The sequence below is a fragment of the Sinomicrobium halophytocola genome (assembly GCF_052983395.1).
On sequence record NZ_JBRKIT010000013.1, the window covers coordinates 37467 to 56053 of the forward strand.

General features: G+C 43.6%; 13 protein-coding genes. 5 read left to right on the forward strand and 8 right to left on the reverse strand.

What is annotated here, in order from left to right; genetic code table 11:
• Nucleotides 1–3 precede the first annotated feature (3 nt).
• The 3 genes from ACVBDY_RS05285 to ACVBDY_RS05295 all read right to left on the reverse strand — a co-directional run bounded on the left by ACVBDY_RS05285 (nucleotide 4) and on the right by ACVBDY_RS05295 (nucleotide 5443).
• Complete coding sequence (locus ACVBDY_RS05285) at nucleotides 4–3390, reverse strand: TonB-dependent receptor (RefSeq protein ID WP_447174426.1); 3387 nt, start codon at nucleotides 3388–3390, stop codon at nucleotides 4–6.
• A 172-nt stretch (nucleotides 3391–3562) separates the two neighbouring features.
• Nucleotides 3563–4726 (reverse strand): FecR family protein, encoded by a 1164-nt coding sequence (locus tag ACVBDY_RS05290; protein ID WP_447174427.1) that lies wholly within the window; start codon nucleotides 4724–4726, stop codon nucleotides 3563–3565.
• A gap of 147 nt (nucleotides 4727–4873) precedes the next feature.
• Nucleotides 4874–5443, reverse strand: a complete 570-nt coding sequence (locus ACVBDY_RS05295; protein WP_447174428.1) for an RNA polymerase sigma-70 factor — start codon at nucleotides 5441–5443, stop codon at nucleotides 4874–4876.
• Nucleotides 5444–5578: 135 nt separating this feature from the next.
• Between ACVBDY_RS05295 and ACVBDY_RS05300 the strand changes: the two genes are divergently transcribed.
• Complete coding sequence (locus tag ACVBDY_RS05300) at nucleotides 5579–6688, forward strand: family 20 glycosylhydrolase (RefSeq protein WP_447174429.1); 1110 nt, start codon at nucleotides 5579–5581, stop codon at nucleotides 6686–6688.
• Nucleotides 6689–6705: 17 nt separating this feature from the next.
• On the opposite strand, the gene ACVBDY_RS05305 is transcribed toward ACVBDY_RS05300, so the two are convergent.
• Nucleotides 6706–7134: a hypothetical protein gene (locus tag ACVBDY_RS05305; protein ID WP_447174430.1), complete on the reverse strand. Its 429-nt coding sequence runs from the start codon at nucleotides 7132–7134 to the stop codon at nucleotides 6706–6708.
• Nucleotides 7135–7342: 208 nt separating this feature from the next.
• Here ACVBDY_RS05305 and argS point away from each other — a divergent pair, with 208 nt between their 5' ends.
• Complete coding sequence (argS, locus tag ACVBDY_RS05310) at nucleotides 7343–9124, forward strand: arginine--tRNA ligase (RefSeq protein ID WP_447174431.1); 1782 nt, start codon at nucleotides 7343–7345, stop codon at nucleotides 9122–9124.
• 228 nt (nucleotides 9125–9352) lie between these two features.
• Here the strand turns inward: argS and ACVBDY_RS05315 are convergent, their stop codons facing one another.
• On the reverse strand, nucleotides 9353–10264 hold the full coding sequence (locus ACVBDY_RS05315) for a DUF6607 family protein (protein WP_447174465.1): 912 nt from the start codon (nucleotides 10262–10264) through the stop codon (nucleotides 9353–9355).
• 169 nt (nucleotides 10265–10433) lie between these two features.
• Between ACVBDY_RS05315 and ACVBDY_RS05320 the strand changes: the two genes are divergently transcribed.
• On the forward strand, nucleotides 10434–12470 hold the full coding sequence (locus tag ACVBDY_RS05320) for a TonB-dependent receptor plug domain-containing protein (protein WP_447174432.1): 2037 nt from the start codon (nucleotides 10434–10436) through the stop codon (nucleotides 12468–12470).
• An 18-nt stretch (nucleotides 12471–12488) separates the two neighbouring features.
• Nucleotides 12489–13121: an HmuY family protein gene (locus ACVBDY_RS05325; RefSeq protein ID WP_447174433.1), complete on the forward strand. Its 633-nt coding sequence runs from the start codon at nucleotides 12489–12491 to the stop codon at nucleotides 13119–13121.
• Between the two features lie 105 nt (nucleotides 13122–13226).
• On the opposite strand, the gene ACVBDY_RS05330 is transcribed toward ACVBDY_RS05325, so the two are convergent.
• From ACVBDY_RS05330 to ACVBDY_RS05340, 3 genes are all read right to left on the reverse strand, one after another.
• On the reverse strand, nucleotides 13227–15794 hold the full coding sequence (locus ACVBDY_RS05330) for a TonB-dependent receptor (RefSeq protein WP_447174434.1): 2568 nt from the start codon (nucleotides 15792–15794) through the stop codon (nucleotides 13227–13229).
• The gene (locus tag ACVBDY_RS05335; protein WP_447174435.1) at nucleotides 15751–16665 is read right to left on the reverse strand and encodes a FecR family protein; all 915 of its coding nucleotides are present in this window, start codon (nucleotides 16663–16665) and stop codon (nucleotides 15751–15753) included. Before ACVBDY_RS05335 ends, ACVBDY_RS05330 begins: the two co-directional genes overlap by 44 nt.
• 125 nt (nucleotides 16666–16790) lie before the next feature.
• Nucleotides 16791–17303, reverse strand: a complete 513-nt coding sequence (locus ACVBDY_RS05340; RefSeq protein ID WP_447174436.1) for an RNA polymerase sigma factor — start codon at nucleotides 17301–17303, stop codon at nucleotides 16791–16793.
• A 284-nt stretch (nucleotides 17304–17587) separates the two neighbouring features.
• Between ACVBDY_RS05340 and ACVBDY_RS05345 the strand changes: the two genes are divergently transcribed.
• Nucleotides 17588–18298: a hypothetical protein gene (locus tag ACVBDY_RS05345; RefSeq protein ID WP_447174437.1), complete on the forward strand. Its 711-nt coding sequence runs from the start codon at nucleotides 17588–17590 to the stop codon at nucleotides 18296–18298.
• Nucleotides 18299–18587 lie beyond the last annotated feature (289 nt).

Sequence of the window (18587 nt, forward strand, 5' to 3'; positions counted from 1 at the left end):
CTGTTAGAATTGTAGATTAACACCCAGTGAACAAACGGAAATATTCGGGTATGCCCCCCCGTTGGAAGTATTTAATTCCGGGTCCCACAATTTGAACTTGGTGAACGTGAGTAAATTTGTGCCCCTTAAATAAAACCGGGTGGTTCCTATATGCCATTTATTAGTGATACTCTTAGGCAAAGTGTAGCCTATTTCAGCAGATTTTAACCGGAGGAAATCGATTTTACGCATCCACCAGGTGCTGGATTGTGTATTGTTGTTCTGTCCTATTCCCGAAGCCCCGAAAGACAGTCTCGGGTACATGGCATACGGATCATCGTTTTCGGGTGTCCAGCGGTTGACGGCAACATCATAGAGGTTTCCTCTTCCCCCGTCACCGTTAAACGGAATAATACTATTACCAGAAATTACGCGCGATGCGTGAAATTGTCCCTGGAAAAATACACTGGCATCAAAACCTTTATATTCGCCACCCAGGCCGAACCCGATAGTCAGGCGGGGGACATCTCCGTCACCGATCAACTGCCTGTCGTAAGCATCTATTTGCCCGTCATCGTTGAGATCTTTATACTTGATGTCTCCCGGTTGTATCTGGCCGTATTGTGAAGGAAAGCCATCGGCAGTTGTGATATAATTGTCACCGTCTTTATCATCTTCCAGAGTAAACAACCGTTCGGCAACCAGTCCGTAAACTCCCAGGATCGGATTTCCCCGGCGGTTTAACCATGTGTAAGGCTGCTCGGGTTGCCCGTTTTGTATAATCTTGTTTTCGTTATAAGAAAACGTTCCCCGAAAAGAGAGGTTGAAATCGTTAATAGGGGTGTAGTATTCTATCGTACCGTCTATCCCTTTATTTTCCGTTTCTCCTATATTGCCGTAAGGGTCTGAGACCAATCCTATATAATTGGGAATATCCTGGCGCTGTAAAAAGGCCCCTGTAGTATGTTCTTTAAAGAAATCAACGGTCATCTTGAACCTGTTGTTGAAGGCATTCAATTCTATTCCCAGGTCCTGTTTCCTGGATTCCGCCCAGGTTACGTCCACGCCCTGGTATGTTTCCCGGATCCCGTCGATAAAACTGGTATTCTCGCCAAAGTCAAATCCATAATCACGATCTTCTTCTACCCTGCTCAGGTAGGCGAAGCGTCCTGCTCCGGAAGATCCCCCCACTTTACCATCGGAATAGCGTAATTTCAGGAAATTGATGGTTTCGCTCAGTGGTTCGAAGAACTTTTCATTGGAGACCACCCAACCTACGGCCACGGAAGGGAAAAAACCGTAACGCTTATCGGGTGCAAAGTTTTCAGAACCGTTATATCCCCCGTTTAATTCCAGGAAATACTTATTGTCGTATGAATAGGTGATCCGTGCGGCAAACCCCTGATTCCTGTACGGAATGGATCCTGTAAGGTCTCCTGCAAAAGCATCGGTATAGTCCGTCCGGTTAAATAAGATCAATCCCCCGAAAGTATGGTCCCCGAAAGAACGGTTATAGTCAAAAGAGGTTTGTATATAAAACCTGCGGTTCCCTCCGTTCTGTCTGTTATATCCCAAGTGGTTCTGTCCCGGAAAAGTTTCCAAAAGGTTAAGTGTTCCGTCTTCATTATAAGGCTGTTCGGTATCTACATAATATGTACTCTCCCTTTTTGATCTCAGGATATTATGTGCATTATAGGCGTCAAAAGCAAACATGCCGTTAAAGGACAATCCTTCGGTCACAAAATCCAATTCCTGGGTAATATTCAGGTTCGAATATATCTGGTTTCGGGTGTCGGTCCTGTACCCGCTCTTTGTTACAAGGGCATACGGGTTTTTCAGGTCTCCGTTGGGACTTATTCCCGGGACTTCTCCTCCGGGGTACATTACCGGATATTCTACGGGCGGTACCTGCATGGCCGCATTGAAAATCTGGTTGACTACGTCTTGTGTAGAATCATCATTTCCTCCCAGGATACCGGGATATCCTCCTTCCGAAATATATCCCTGGATCCCCAGGTTCACTTTAGTGGTCCTGGTGATGTCAACGGTAAGGTTGGAAGTTACATTATATCTCTTAAACCGTGTTCTGGCTTCATCGTTTTCCATTCCGTCGGTGGTGAATAAGCCGGATTCGTCGTAATAGCTCAGAGACACATAGTACTGTGCATTTTCGGCACCCCCGTTTACATTCACGTTTGCCTGCCTGTTTCTGCCAAAATCCTTAAATACCTGGTCCAGCCAGTCTACGTTGGGGTACAGTAGCGGATCGTAACCGGATGCTGTACGGTCTATGGTCTCCTGGGAATACCTGGGTTCTAAACCACGGGTGGTATTGGCCTCGTTGGCCAGGTTCATATAGGTTATACCATCGGCCAGTTTCGGAACTTTTGTAAAAAAGGAAATTCCCTCATTATAATCTACCTGAATAGCGGGTTTTCCGATCTTTCCGCGTTTCGTTTCGATCAGCACCACACCGTTGGCTCCGCGAACACCATAGACTGCGGTAGCAGAGGCGTCTTTTAATATGCTAAACGAAGCAATATCCCGCGGGTCTATATTGTCCATGGACCGCTCTACACCGTCCACTAGTACCAATGGCCCGTTTCCTGCCGAAGTAAATGTAGAAATACCGCGAATCCAGATATCGGCCCCGTCATACCCGGGTAATCCGGAACGTTGCACTCCTGTCAGCCCCGCAACCCTGCCGGCCAGTACGGTACTAATGTTAGACACCGGTTGTTTCAACTCATTTACATTTACGGAAGTTTGGGCACCGACAATACTGATACGTTTTTGCTTGCCATAAGCAACTGATACTTCTACTTCTTCAAGTGAATTGACTTCTTCCCGCAGGGTGACGTTTATTGTGGTATTGTTTCCCGTTACCTGTACGGACTGATCGGCAAAACCGATATAGGAAAACAACAGGGTGTCGCCATCGGCTGCCGCGATGGCGTATTTCCCGTTTTCATCTGTTGTGGTCCCGGTTTGTGTGCCCTCTACAAGTATGGTAACACCCATAAGCGGTATTCCGGCCTGGTCTGTGATGACACCGGAAATTACTTGTTGTGCCGGAATTTCAGCATGATTGACGGGTTTTGTGTCCGGCACGATCTTTCTCGTGAGCACAATCTGGTTTTCGATGATCGTAAAGGCAACCCGGCTGTCTTCGAATAGCCTTTTGAGGATTACATCCACTGTTTCGTTTTCTGCTCTTAAAGAGGTCTTTTTGGAAAGGTCAATGACCTCCCTTTCAAAAAAGAATTTGTAATCGGTTTGTTTTTTGATCTCTCCTAGGACGTCATTTAACGTAACATTTTGAAGATCAAAGATCAGTCTTTTTTGCGCGAGGCCTGAAGAAGCCGTTAGCTGGAGCACGAAAAAAAACATTAAAAACACCGAAATTTTCATTCTTAGGCGATTAATTTTCATAATTTTGATAGAACTTATTCAATGGTTAGTCACTTAATTATTAATAAGTTTTCGAGGGGAAATGTTGGCGCATTTCCCTTTTTTTCGGACATGCCATTCGGATAATGTCTGAAAAAAGATGATGTTATTTTCTATATCATAGGCAATATGGTTAGTTATTTTTGGTTTTATCAGAATCCGGTTTGATCAGGATTGTGTTATTCACTCTTTCGTAGGAAAAAGGTTTTCCCGTAGAAAATATTTTTAATACATCATCTACGGTTTCCTCATTTATGTCAAAGTCCCCATAAAAATGGGCACCCTGTAATCTCATGTTTTGATTGATTATCTTAACCCCGTAACTCCTCTCGATCTTTTTTACGATACTTTCAAAAGGTTCATTGATAAAGCGCATTTTGCCCTTTGTCCATGCTATATGGCTTTCCACCTCAACGGGGTTTACGAAAAGCATTTTTTCTTCTTTGTCATACGAGGCTATTTCTTCCGGCACCAAGGTCTTTTCCTGCATCCCCGAAGTTGCCCGTACGGAACCTTCTACCAATACTGCCCGTGTAAGCCTGTCTTCCCGATATGCGGAAATATTGAACTCCGTTCCCAGTACTTTAATGTCCATATCGTTGGTCTGCACGATAAAAGGATGTGCGGTATCGCGGGTGACCGAAAAATACGCTTCACCGTCAATAATCTCTACAACCCTGTTTTTCCTGTCCCGGAAGGTCTCCGGGTATTTTATCCGGGTCCCGGAATTCAGATAGATATGAGTACCGTCCGAAAGTGTAAGCTGAAACGTTTTAGCATAAGGGACAGTCAATAAATTATTTCTCACGGAATCCGTTACCGGCGTATGCTCCCGGTCATATCGGAGTGTGTTTTTTTCCTGGGAAACCACTTGTCTTCCATCTGTTCCGGTAATGATCAGCACCTTTTTCTCATCCAGTTCACGTACAGTCCCGTCTCCCAGTTGCAGTGTTATCTTCGGTAGTCCCGTCTCCCGGTTGCTCCGGGATGTATATATGCCGTATCCCGTGGCTACTATTCCAAGGAAAACGGCAGCGTATTTCAACCATGAGCGGAGGGGAACAATTCGTTTCCGGGGAAATTTCATCCGTTTTTTTAAGGCCTGGAGCGCCTTCTTTTCATCCAGATCACTTTCTTCAAAGGAATAAGCGGCATTGCGGATATCCCGAAGGTGCCGGAGAAACGGCTCCAGTTCCGGGTCTTTTTCAATACGCTCTTTCAATAACTGTTCTTCTCGAAAATTGAGGGGATGATTGAGAATTACTTTAATGTATATTTTTTCAATTTCGGGAGTCATTCCGATATATATTTTGTTAATAGAGTTAAAAAAGTGGAAATGATGTGAACTTATTTTTAATTTTTTTTGAAATTTTTATAGACAAGGTTCCGGTACCGGCTATATATGTGCTGAAAAAACCGCTGATTTCCGGGGTTTTTACGTGGATTATGTCAGTACAAAATTGTCTTTTTTTGTCAGCAAAAGAAAAAAGAGGGACGGATGCAGCCGCTCCCTGAGTAATTTGAAGGCCCTGGTCATATGTGTCCTGACTGTATTGATAGAGACTCCGAGGTCCTCTGCTGTTTCTCCATAGGTTTTTCCATAGATACAACAATGGGTAAAAACCTCTCTGCACTTGTCGGGAAGACTGTTTATCGCCGTATAGATGATTTCCTTACGGTCCAATTCATGATATGGTAAATCCTCCTGCATATTGTCTTTAATAACCACTTCAGAAACGGTTTTTTTCTTTTGGTCTACATGTTTCAGGGCGGAATTTCTCACCGTTCGGAATACATATGCCGAAAGGTCGGAAGTAATGGAGAGATAGCGTTTTTTTTGCCAGAAGTCCAGGAAAAAATCCTGTACGATATCTTTGGCGGTATCCGGGTCTTTAACGATGCTGTTGGCCCACAGAAGAATATGATTGTAATAATAAGAAAAGAAGATCTCGAATGATTGCTCATTACTTTCATGCTTCAGGTCGTATAAGATATCCTTTGGCGATTTTTTCATCGTTTAAAGTTGGCATGATGACAAATATAGTTATTTTAGTTACGCTGCAAATATGGAGGTATATTCAACTGTGGTGAAAAAAGATTTATTTTTTAAGTGAAACGATATGAATGTCATAATAAAAATACAATTACCATGAAAAAAATGCTGTTCCTGTTTTGTTTGGTTTTTACCTGTTTTTCCACATTTTCTCAACAGAGTACAGGCCGTATTTTGCCGGTAAGAGGGCTCGCTATAGCTGCTCCCGATCCGGACGGACTGGACCGTTTTTTGCGTTTTGTCGATGAGGAACTTACCTTTTATGAAGTGAATACACTGATCCTTCGGGTGGATTATAACTACCGGTATACATCCCATCCGGAACTGGTTGATGATAAAGCCCTTTCCCGGAAAGAAGTGAAGCGTATCGTAGAGGTTTGTAAAAAGCACGATATCCGTATTATTCCCCAGATCAATCTTTTGGGGCACCAATCCTGGGCGGGTTCCTTGGGTAAGCTTCTCCAGGTATATCCCGAATTTGACGAAACGCCCCATGTAAAAATACCGGAAAACTACGAATGGCCAAATGAAGACGGATTGTATTGTAAAAGCTACTGTCCGTTACACCCGGAAGTTCACAAGGTGGTCTTTGCATTGGTCGATGAGATAACAGAAGTGTTTGAAGCTGATGCCTTCCATGCGGGAATGGATGAGGTCTTTTATATAGGTGAGGAAAAATGTCCGCGTTGCGGAGGAAGGGAGAAGGCCGAACTTTATGCCAGGGAAGTCACGAAAATCCGTAATCACTTGGCGGAAAAGGGGAAAAAACTCTGGATATGGGGAGACCGGCTTATTGATGGCAAAACTACCGGAATAGGGATGTGGGAAGCCAGTATGAACAATACGCACCGGGCCATAGACCTCATTCCCAAAGATGTTACGATATGCGACTGGCACTATGAACGTGCCGATCCGACTGCGGCCTATTTTGCTATGAAAGGTTTTGATGTGGTAACATGCCCCTGGCGCAAGGAAGAAGTAGCGATAACGCAATTGAATCAAATACTGGATTACCGGGCAAACTCCACACCGGAAATGAAAGAAAGGTTCCGTGGGATGGTACATACCGTATGGACCGGTGCCGATAATTTTCTGGATTTGTATTATGAAAAAATAGAGAATAAGGATAAACAGGGAGACCAGGCAGGTTGTTTCAAAGCCTTGTTTGAAGCTATAAAAGAGGAGCAAAACGATAGGGGACGGTAATTCGGATTCTTTGTTTTTTATAGGTCGTCGACAAAAGTAGGGTAGCTGTCCGATTTGGATTTGAGTATTTTCTTGATAAAATCACGGCCCTCTTCACTTTTGACATCTAGTTTTACGTGATAATCATCTTTGTGGATCGCATAAATATTGGTGTTTATCTTGTGGATAGAAAGTTTGTAATAAGGAATAACGAGGATATATTTGTCCAGGATAGCATAAAACCGCAGAATAATTCCCCCGGGCCTCAGCTCTATGGTACACGATGTGCTGATCGCCTTGTTCAAGATGAGCAGATTGTGGAGTTGTACGGAAGACGATACAATATCCATTTTCGGGGAGTGTACCCCTCCGATCTTCACTCTGTCCGCAATAGTACAGGGTTTGCCTACTACTTTTTCAATTTTTTTCTTGTTTTTGGTCTCATTATAGGAAGCGTAGAGAAGCATGGGAAATTTTTTATAAAGATACTCTTTTTTTAGATACAAGATATTAGATATGAGACGTGAGATAGGGGATCGGATCACGGTCTTTGGGAATAGAGATAATTGTTTTTATGCTGTGATCCTTTAATTCCGAAAGCAAATCTGAAATCCGACATTTAAAATCCAAAGTCTTTTTATCTTTGCACGCCTGTACAGGACAAAAAATATGTAGATGGACATACAAGACCTTATTATTACCAACGTAAAAGAAGCCGTAAAAAAGATATTTGATGCCGAACTCGAAACGGTAGAACTACAGCCAACCCGAAAGGATTTCGAGGGAGATGTAACGGTAGTTGTATTCCCTATGCTTCGCCGGGTTAAGGGTAACCCGCAGGTTATCGGGGAGCAGATCGGGACATACCTGGAGGAAAATGTAGAGGAAGTGGCACGCTTTAACGTGGTTAAAGGTTTTTTGAACCTGGTGATAAGCGACAGGTATTATCTGGATTTCTTTCATGAGATAAAAGACCGGGAGAATTACGGATACGTCACTCCCGACCCGGAAGGAAAAGCTGTTTTGGTAGAATATTCGTCCCCCAACACGAACAAACCGCTACACCTGGGACATATACGCAATAACCTGCTCGGATATTCGGTTGCGGAGATACTCAAAGCGGCCGGAAAAAAAGTATATAAAACCCAGATCATAAATGACAGGGGGATACATATATGTAAGTCCATGCTGGCCTGGCAAAAATTCGGGAACGGTGAAACTCCCGGATCTACGGGTCTCAAAGGAGACAAATTGGTGGGGAATTACTATGTAATTTTCGATAAGGAATATAAAAAGGAAATAGAAACCCTTGTTTCGGAAGGCATGGCCAGGGAAGAGGCGGCCAAAAAAGCGCCGCTTTTGCTGGAAGCCCAGGAAATGCTAAGGAAGTGGGAAGCGGGAGACGAAGAGGTTGTCAGCCTTTGGAAAACCATGAACCAATGGGTATATGACGGATTTGAGATTACCTACAGGAACCTGGGGGTGGACTTCGATTCTTACTATTACGAAAGCAATACCTACCTTTTGGGTAAAGATGTAGTGGAAGAAGGCCTGGGCAGAGGAGTATTTTATAGAAAAGAGGACGGAAGCGTATGGATAGACCTTACGGACGACGGTCTGGACGAAAAGATCGTATTGCGGGCAGACGGTACTGCTGTTTATATGACACAGGATATCGGAACGGCGATCCAGCGGGTAAAAGACCACCCGGATATCGGGGGCATGGTATATACTGTGGGGAACGAACAGGACTATCACTTTAAAGTACTTTTCCTCATATTGCAAAAACTCGGTTATGACTGGGCACAGAGTTTGTACCACCTGAGTTATGGAATGGTGGACCTGCCCGGCGGAAAAATGAAGAGCCGGGAAGGAACAGTCGTGGATGCCGATGATCTTATTGTGGAAATGACAGATACCGCCGAAGATATTTCCAGGGAACTTGGGAAACTGGATGGTTATTCGGAAGAAGAAAAAAAGGAATTATACCGGATTATCGGTCTCGGGGCCTTAAAGTACTATATTCTTAAGGTAGACCCTAAAAAGCGGATACTGTTCAACCCGGAAGAGTCTGTGGATTTTGCAGGGAATACAGGGCCATTCATTCAATATACGTATGCGAGGATCCAATCCATATTAAGAAAAGCGGAAGGGACGGATTTCAGCCGGGAGACAGGAGAAATTGAACTGCATGAGAAGGAAAAAGAATTGCTGAAACAACTCGAAGCCTTCCCGGAGATTCTTGGTAGTGCAGCCGAAAATTACAGTCCGGCAGTCATTGCCAATTATACATATGATCTCGTAAAGGAGTTTAACTCTTTCTACCAGAATGTTTCCATATTGGGAGCAGAAGAAGAAACCCGTAAAGGATTCCGGGTTCAGCTCGCTAAAAAGGTGGGAGAAGTTATCGCGTCCGGCCTGCGCATGTTGGGTATTGATGTGCCGGAAAGAATGTGATGATGACGTTAGAGGTACGAGGTTAAAGGTATGAAGTGAGAAGTTGGAAGCGTGGAGTACGGAGCATGAAGCGCGAAGTTTGTAAAGTACCTGGTTGGAAGTCGGGGGTGAAGAGGAATGAGTTTTTTAGTTTTGGAGTTCCGGAGTTATATAGCCCCTCCATAACTCCCAAACAAAAAAACCGCCTTGCTTGGGACAAGACGGTTCATAGTTAACCATAGATGAAAACTAATCCCGATAATTATCGGGAGCAATAAAGGGCACTATTGCATCTTTAATATCTTGGGCGGAAGCATTGGTATCCATATCAAACAATACTTCGTATAATCTTTTGTCGTTTGCTTTGGGGAGCAGTTTTAAAGTGGTTTTCCTTGCGAAGATCTCATCCCATTCCGCACGGACTTTAGCCCAGTAATCCTGGTTTTCTTTCCACCATTTTTTGGCGGGGTCACATTTGGAATCATCTACTTTCCTGTAGTAGTTCATGCCTTTTTCCTGTGCGAGGACCGTATCTTCACCCTTATCATCTCTTATCACCTTATCATTATCCTGCTCGTGTAACCAGCCGTAACCGGTGATTTCCTGGCGATTGGTTCGGCTGGTAACATTATAATCGTTTCTTTTGGTGTGTTCCCTTCGGGGCAGGGGAGCGTCCGTGGTGTTTTCCCAGTAATCCTTACCATCTACATGTACCCAGGTTGCCGAACCTTCGTACCGGGGACTGTCATCCACCTGGTATACTTTCTGTGTCCATTGTCCTTTTACGTCATCAGGGTCGAGTTTTGTGTAGTTCCACTGGTTGTCTTTATAGAAGGTATACAGGTCGGTATTTTCATAAAGCCAGTCTTGTCGCCAGTGTTTGATGATCATGGTATCGTTTACAATGAGAAGATGTTGCAGAACAATCTTGTTGTTGTCTTCTTCTACCGGGGTTACCCATTCCAGGGCCCCTGCTTTATAACGATCGTGAAATTCGTAGTCCTTGTCCGGGGCAAAAGTCTCGGCGAAATTAAAGGTTATTTCATAGCACCCGCACATGTCTTTGATAGACTGGGCATCCTTTTCCCTTGCAGTCTGTGCATAACCCAGGGTACTGAACCCGAATGCTAATAGAGCCTGAAGCAAAACGGAGTTTTTCATCATAATTAGTGGTTTAGTTTAAAATATTACGACTTGTTGTCCCGGAAATCATCCGGTGATCCGTGGACAAATTTAGTAATTTAATTTAGATTAAATAAAAATAAATTATATATTTGCTTCAAAGTTATTGAGAATGGTTCTAAATAGAAAAGTTTTAATGGTAACTTTTATGATGACCGCCACAATTTTTGCGCAACACAAGGAAAAGGATACGCTAACGACACAAGAATTAGAGGAGGTGGTTGTCAGTGCTACGAGAAATCTGAGGCAATTATCATCCGTTCCCCTTCCCGCACAGTTAATATCCAGGGAGCAGATACAAAATTCAGGGTCGTTGCGGTTATCCGATATACTGGAAGAACAGACCGGGCTTATAACCGTTCCTGATTTTGGGGGTGTAGAAGGCATTCAGATCCAGGGATTGGATGCGGCCTATACATTGATATTAATAGACGGTGTGCCATTGATAGGCAGGAGCGCGGGTACTTTGGACCTTAATCGTATTACAGTGGCCAACATAAAACAAATAGAGATCGTAAAAGGGCCGTCGTCCAGTCTCTTTGGGTCGGAAGCCATGGGAGGAGTGATCAATATCATTACTGAAAAACCTGTGTCCAATACCATAAAAGGGGAATTTAGCTATCGTTATGGAACCTTTGACACACACGATGTTTCTTCCTCTGTGTCTTATGGAAAGTCTAAATACGGATTTTCGGCCTATACCAATCTTTATAAAAGTAACGGTTATGATCTCACTCCCGGGGATATATACAATACCGTAGAGCCTTTTCAAAATATAACCTCGGGATTGCAGTTTCGGTACCGGCCGTCAGAGAAGTGGAATATAAATGTGTCTTCTCGCTTTTTTAATCAACAGATAGAAGCAAAAAGCGAAGTTTCGGAAGAACTGTTATCGGGAAAAGGGACAACTGATGAATGGAACCTGCATGCTACAGTAACACAAACCCCGGATGAGCGCTGGAAGATGGAATACGAGTTTTATACCACCAGGTTCAAAACCGAACAAAAGCTTTACACCACGACAAACAGCCTGTTTGAACGTAGTTATTATAATGAAAGTATAATAAGGCCAGAGGTGAGGATGTATTATACTGCGGGGAACAAAGGTATACTGACCGTAGGTGCCGGGGCAAACTTTAATACGCTAAACCGCACCTATTTTAGCGATAATGTAGATTTTAATGCCATATATGCCTATGCGCAATACGACTTCCGGCCGATAGAACGGTTGAATGTCATAGCAGGAGTAAGGTATGATGCACACAACATATACGAGTCGGCTTTTAGCCCGAAGCTTTCCGCCAAATATGATATTTCCGAAGCGATTAGTATCAAGGGTTCCGCCGGAGTGGGATTTAAAGTGCCCGACCTTCGCCAGTTGTACTTCGATTTTGAGAATTCTGCGGTAGGATATATTGTATTGGGATATAACGTTGTCTATGACCGTTTACAGGAACTGGACAAACAGGGACGGCTGCGCAATTATGCCATGGATCCGGAGATTTATAACAAAGACCTGAAAACCGAAAATTCCGTTGGCTATAACCTTGGAGTTACCGCCAGGTATGACCAACTGAAAACTGAAGTCAATCTTTTTTATAATTCCATTGAAAACCTTATAGATACCAGGGCGGTGGCACAATTGAAAAACGGACAAAATGTTTTTAGTTACTATAATGTGGGAGAGGTGTATACCTATGGTGCAGAAATAAATGCCACTTATCAGCTTACTGAAAATCTGAAACTTATTACGGGATACCAACTACTATTTGCCAAAGATAAAGATGTGGAGAGACAATTTGATAATGAAGGCTATTTTGCGCGAGATGCCGAAAATAACACTTTTCGGCTAAAAAAAGCCGATTACTTCGGCCTGTATAACCGTTCCAGGCATACGGCTAATGTCAAGTTGTTTTATAACATACCCCATTGGAAGGCTTCGGCAAATCTAAGGGCTGTTTACCGGAGTAAATTCGGATTGTTAGACAGTAATGATAATCAGATATTGGACAAATACGACGATTTTGTGGATGGCTATGTACAACTGCACGCTTCTTTTACAAAGGATATTTACAAAAACGTAAAAGTGCAACTTGGTGTAGACAATATTCTGGATCGTACAGATACAAATATTAGCAATCTTCCCGGGCGGATCGTTTACGGGAGGGTACAGTTTCAATTTTAATTTTAAACACGGATGACTATGAAGTTTACACACAAGAATTTTTTAATCGCTTTGTTTTCTGTGGCGTTTCTAACGTCCTGCAGCAGTGATGACGACAGCCCCAACGAAGAACCGGAACCGTTGGAGGTAGAGACCGTAGAAAATTTGTATGCCCCTTCAGAAGGAGAACAGGGGCAGGAGGCAGGACCGTTTGTTAAATTCAGCTTCTCCGCCGGGACAACAGTTGAAGGAGATGACTGGGATATAGCCTTCAGGGCAACTACCATTATTGTGAATGGCGGTACTGGCTTTGGTGATGAAGATGAACCCGGACGTACAGGCGATGCGGCTATAGCCGTGGAGACAGGCACTTTTAATGAGATAACCGAAGCCCCGGACGATACGGAATTTGTGCAAGACAGTGTAGAAGGGTATGCTTTGCCTACGGGGAGCGGCAATGGATGGTATAGTTACAGTGGCGCACCTAATCACGTTATCTCTCCGATCGCAGGGAAGATATTGGTCGTGAGAACTCACGATGGTAAATACGCCAAAGTGGAGATTCTGAGTTATTACAAAGATGCCCCGGCCGACCCGGATCTGGAGAGTGAATTGAGATATTATACCTTTAACTATATATATCAACCGGACGGTAGTAAAAGTTTTGAATGATCGTGTTCAATTATTTTGAAGTTAGTTAGTTTTTAAGTTTTTTATTTTTAGTTGCAGAAACCCCGGTAATTGTGCGTTACCGGGGTTTTGTATTCGGGTAATTCCTTAAAAGAAAACACGGAAGGTCATGTTGGGGGTTATGCCGAGTGAAAGGTTTTCCACCCGTTGTATATCCGTACTCCGGTCGTCTTCGAGCCGGTAATAGATATCGAGGGTGTTCTTTTTGTTGAATACGTTTAATATGGCTATACCTACGGTAGCATTTACTTTTTCGCTTATGGAAAAATTGTAGGTAGAGGACAGGTCAGCACGCAGGAACTGGGGAAGTCTGTCGCTGTTGGAACTGTTGTAGTTAATGGTATTTCCTGTTTGCCTTTCTATGACTTCATTGCCTTCCTGCGGCATGGTAAAAGGCCGGCCGGAGTGCCAGTTAAGCCCGAGGGCGAGTTTCAGATTATTTATGATGTAGGTTCCGGCGAAGGAAACGGAATGGCGGATATCGAGGTTATTCGGAAAAGAAGCCGGATCGAGCGCTTCAAACTCGTAGTCGTTCATGGAATAGGTATAGCTCAACCAGGTACTGTACCTCCCTGTTTTTTTGTTGATGAGGAATTCCAGGCCCTTGGTCGTATAACTCCCCGCTGTTCTCAGGTATTGCCCTTCGTTCTGAAATTCCTGACCGGATGTGGTGATACCGTCCACCGTTTTGTAAAAAACTTCCAGGCCGGTATAGAAACTGCTTCTGTTATAATTGATCCCGATAGAGGTCTGTTTGCTCCTGGTTACCGGCAGGTCGTCATTATTGGATAATATCCACCGTCTTTTTTCTACTCCGAGAAAATCCCGTTGCAGGTCGATGACCTGATTCGTGACCTGGCTCCTCATTTCCCCTTGTAGTTCCAGGGCGAGCCGGCGGTTGAGTTTTTGATGTATGTTTAATCGCGGTTCGTAAATGTATTTTTCAAATTTTCCGATGTGGTTTACCCGGAGACCAGCCCTTATGTACGTCTTTTTCTGTGGCGACTGGTAGCTGACTTCCGAGAAAAAGGCATGGTTTTTAATCACATCCTTTTCTTTTACACGAAACCTCGGGGTGTTTATATCGTCCGTATTGGTAATACCTACTTCGTAAAACTGGTACCCGTTCAGCAGGTTTATGGTGTTCGTTATCTTGTAATTGGTTTGGAGCCTTATACCGCTTTCCAGTACCTCGTTGTTCAATATGAGGCGTTGGTCCGTAAAAAGGGTATAATTTGCGGCGTCGAGATTGTATTTGGTGTAATAGGCATTTACGGAAGACGTAAACCTGGCAGACCATTCGCTTTCCACGCTGGCACCGAAAGCGAGGTTTTGCTGGTCCAGCGTGCTCTGTTTGGATTCGGATGTAGAAATTGTACTTTCATCATACAGAAGACTGTTCTTGAATATAATGGCATTTGCCCGTATTTTGTGTTTTTCGTGCGGATCGTACAGGACTTTCAGGCTGGCGTCATAAAAGAAGAAATTTTCATTTCGCTGAATATCTTCGGAAACTTCCTGGTTATCTATATCGGTTATTTTGGAGTCCTGGAAAACCCGCTCAAAATAGGAATTATACGTGGGGGTAGAAACAAAATCGGTAACGGAACGCCTGGCGGAGATATGTACGGCCAGCTTTTTGTCCAGTGGTATACGTGCAAAAGCATCTGCCCCGATGAGATTAAACCCGCCGCCCCCGGAAAAGACATCATTGATCTCATTGGCGGAATGCATATCTATGGTGCCACTTACCCCGTCGCCATACAGGGCGCTTGCCCCGTTCTTAATTACCGATACGTTCCGGGTGAGATAAGGATTGAAGGCGGAGATCAATCCGAAGAAGTGGCCGGACTGGTACATTTTTATACCGTCCCAGAGGATGAGGTTCTGATCGTGGGAACCACCCCGGATGTTGATATTGGATACGGTTTCATTGACGCTTTTTACACCCGGAAGGGCCTGTATGGTGTGGAGAATGTCCGGTTCTGCCAGCCCGGGAAGAATTCCGAAACTTTCGGTGCTGATCCCTACGCTTCCGTCCATTTTCTTTTGAAGCCCTGTCGTAAGGTACTGTTTTACCACTACTTCTTCCAGTTCCTGGTATTCGGGCTGGAGCAGCAGGGTCTTGCAGGGAGTGTCTGCCCATTCGGCTGCATAGATGTTCGTAGTCTTGTATCCCATGGACCGGATGAGGAGCTCCTTATTGCCGGAAATGTCCGAAAAGCGAAAATTCCCCAGGGTGTCGGTCACGGCAAACCGGTTATTCCCGGTAATCTCCACAGTGGCGCCTACAACCGGATCGCCGCTCAGGGCGTCTTTTAATGTAATACAGAGTTCTGTTGTTCTTTGGGTAATGGCATAGTACCGGCTATCCAGTTTTTTGAAAGCCAGTGAAGTGTTGGCCTCTATTTCTGTCAGGATCTCCGGAAGTTGTTTCTCCAGGTCTGGGGGGGGGACCCGGTATGGGGCGATATCTTCGTCGGCATAGGAAAATTTTATATGAAAATGGTTTTCCAGCGCAGGTAAAATACGGGTAAGCGATTGCTTTTCCTGAGCAAAAAGGCCTGGAGAAAAACAAAGGAAAAAGAGGGGTAACAAGGCCCCGACCAATCTAATCTTTATCGGTGTATATGGTGATCTCGTCCTTTTTGCCATCCGTAAACTTATACTTTAGACGGAATGGCAAGGTAATACTTTTTAAAGCGGTTTCTATGTCCTTATTGCTAAAACTTCCGGTAAAATCGAGGTTTGTTTCTGCCCGAACATTAATATGAACGTTATATTGTCTTTCGAATTCCTTCAAAACCAAGGTGTAAGGGACGCTTTTAAAAGAGCTTTCGTCACGTAGCCATGAGGGTTCGATTTCTATGGTATTTTCTGTTTTTGCTTTTTCCCCTTCCAGTGCCTTAAAGGTCTCGCCGGGTATGAGCTTTATGATGTCTTTCCGATGGATAACCATTACGGACCCCTTATAACAACTTACTTCAAAATAGTTTTCCCGGTTCTTCACATTGAATTCCGTACCCAGGACAGAGACCGTTCCGGCAGAGGTTTTAACGTCGAAAGAACTGCCGTTGACCACTTTGAAAAAGCCTTCTCCTTCCAGTTGTACTTCTCTTTTTTCATCCCATTTTTTGCGGTTGTACGTCAACACGGACCCGGCGTTCAATATCACCCGGGATTCATCCGGAAGTACAAGGTTTGTCTTTTCTGCGTTGGCAGTGGAGATGACGGTGTTTTCTTTGCGAAGGAAAATATAAGAGACCAGAGCAATGCTGATTACGGCGGCTATCTGCGCAAAACGTTTCCAGGGATAAATTCGCCGGATCCCGGAAGAAGAATGCTGACTGGCCTGCTGTATTTTTTGCAAAACGGCTTCCTTGTCAAAGGGCGGGGCCTTTAACCTGCCGGCATATGTGGCGATTTTCTCGTAAGCATGCAAATCCCCGGATTTTTTCAGGATTTCGAGCTCTTCTTCAGAAATCTCACCACTCAGCCATTTTGCTAACAGGATATCGTTCTTCATTTCTGGTATTTAGTCATTTAACAGTTTGAAGGGTAAAAACCCTACCTTTCAGGTTTGTTATTATCATCGGAAAAGAGATGCGAGTGCTTTCCTGTTTCTCTTTTTTCGTCATCAGGATATTCCGTCTAAAATCCTTCTATTTCACTTCTGAGACTTATCAGGGCCTTGTGTATCCTTTTTTCCACAGCCTTTACCGATATGCCGAGAGTCTTTGCTATTTCCGCATATTTCATACCATCTATTCGGTTCAGGAGGAAAGCCGTTCGTTGCGCTTCACTGAGGTTGGCAATGGCCGTTTGCAGTTTAATCATATATTCTTTCTCTTCCAGGACAAACTGCGGACTTTCCCGGTCTACATCACCGGTTTTTTCTTTGGCATAATGGAGTATTACCTTTTTGTGGGCCACTATATTCAGAAATAAATTATTGGCTACCGTAAATAAAAAAGACCTGGCCTTTTCAAAAGGCACCTTGTTACAGTTTTTCCAGAGTCTGATAAAGGATTCCTGTACAATGTCCTCCGCTTCCTTGCTGTCCCCGCATTTGTAATAAACAAAGTTGTTCAGCGTTTCCGCATAGGCATTGTATAGAGAAGTATATGTCTTTTCCGAGCATACCGGGCTGTCTTGTCGTAGCATAGATCTAACATCTGTCTAGCAACAAAGATATTTATTTTGAAAATAGAAGGAAAGCCCGCGGTACGTTAAACCGAAGAAAAGTGTTGGTGTTTGGAAAAAGTAATATTTATTTTATTCCCCTTTTGGGACTTGTATACTGTAAACTGTCTGTGTACATTGCAGTCACATAGGGTAATAACGAATGTTAAATCTGTATCCTGTAAGTGTTCTTTCAGGCTATTTTCATGAAAAAAAATAAAAAAAATAAAATGAGGGGTAGGGTATTTGGAATTATAACTGTTTTAATGACGAAATGCGCCGGGAAAATAGAGAGAAGTTTTTCGGGGAGCCTTCGGGTTTTGTGGATAACGTTCTTTTTATTTTTTTCCTGCCAGAGCGAAGTGAGTGAAATGATAGGGGAAGATCCGGATTTGGTTATTACCGACGGTTCGGAAATGGTTATGTGGATTCAGAGAGCTACCGCCAACAACGGAAGATCGGATGATTTTATGGACGGGTATAGCTGCGGAACAATAAAGCTTCCGGTAGCAGTGACCCTCAACGGAGCCGTACGGATGATAAACAATGAAGGAGACCTGAGCATTGTGGAACGGATAGTGGAAGAATTGCAAATACCTGTGACATTGCAATTTCCTGTGACGATAATATCAAAGGAATATTCGGAGATAACAGTGAATTCTAATGAAGAGTTTGCTGTACTGAAAGAAATGTGTGCCGATACTCCGGAAGATCGCATTACTTGTGTAAATTTTCAATATCCACTGGAAATGCTGACATATAATGCGAATAACCAATCCAATGGTAGCGTCACCATAGATGGTGATGAAGATTTTTATAAGTTCATTGACCAGATCGGTAATCTGCATACCAGTATAAATTACCCTTTGGTAGTAGAATATGCTACAGGGGAAGAAGGGGTGGAGATAAATACGAACAGCGAACTGATCTCCGCAGTGAAGGAAGGCAAAAGTATATGTGACTCCAATGGAGGATAAATAACAGGTAGCCGGATGTATGTATAGAGAAAATGATGCCGGATTTGGAGAGGAAGATAAAAAACGGTTACCGGATTTAAAGTAATAAACTTAAAAATATACAGTATACAGTTGATGTTTTGGTTTAACAATCTGTCTATTATTTTTTACCAATAAAATTATCAACTGTTAAATTTAGGTTGTTTGGATTGAGCTGTCAGGTAGGGGTGCCTGGCAGCCAGAAAAGAGGCCATAAGGCCTCTTTCTCTTTTTATAATAGTTTTGGAGTTGATCTCTCTCCGGAAATGTT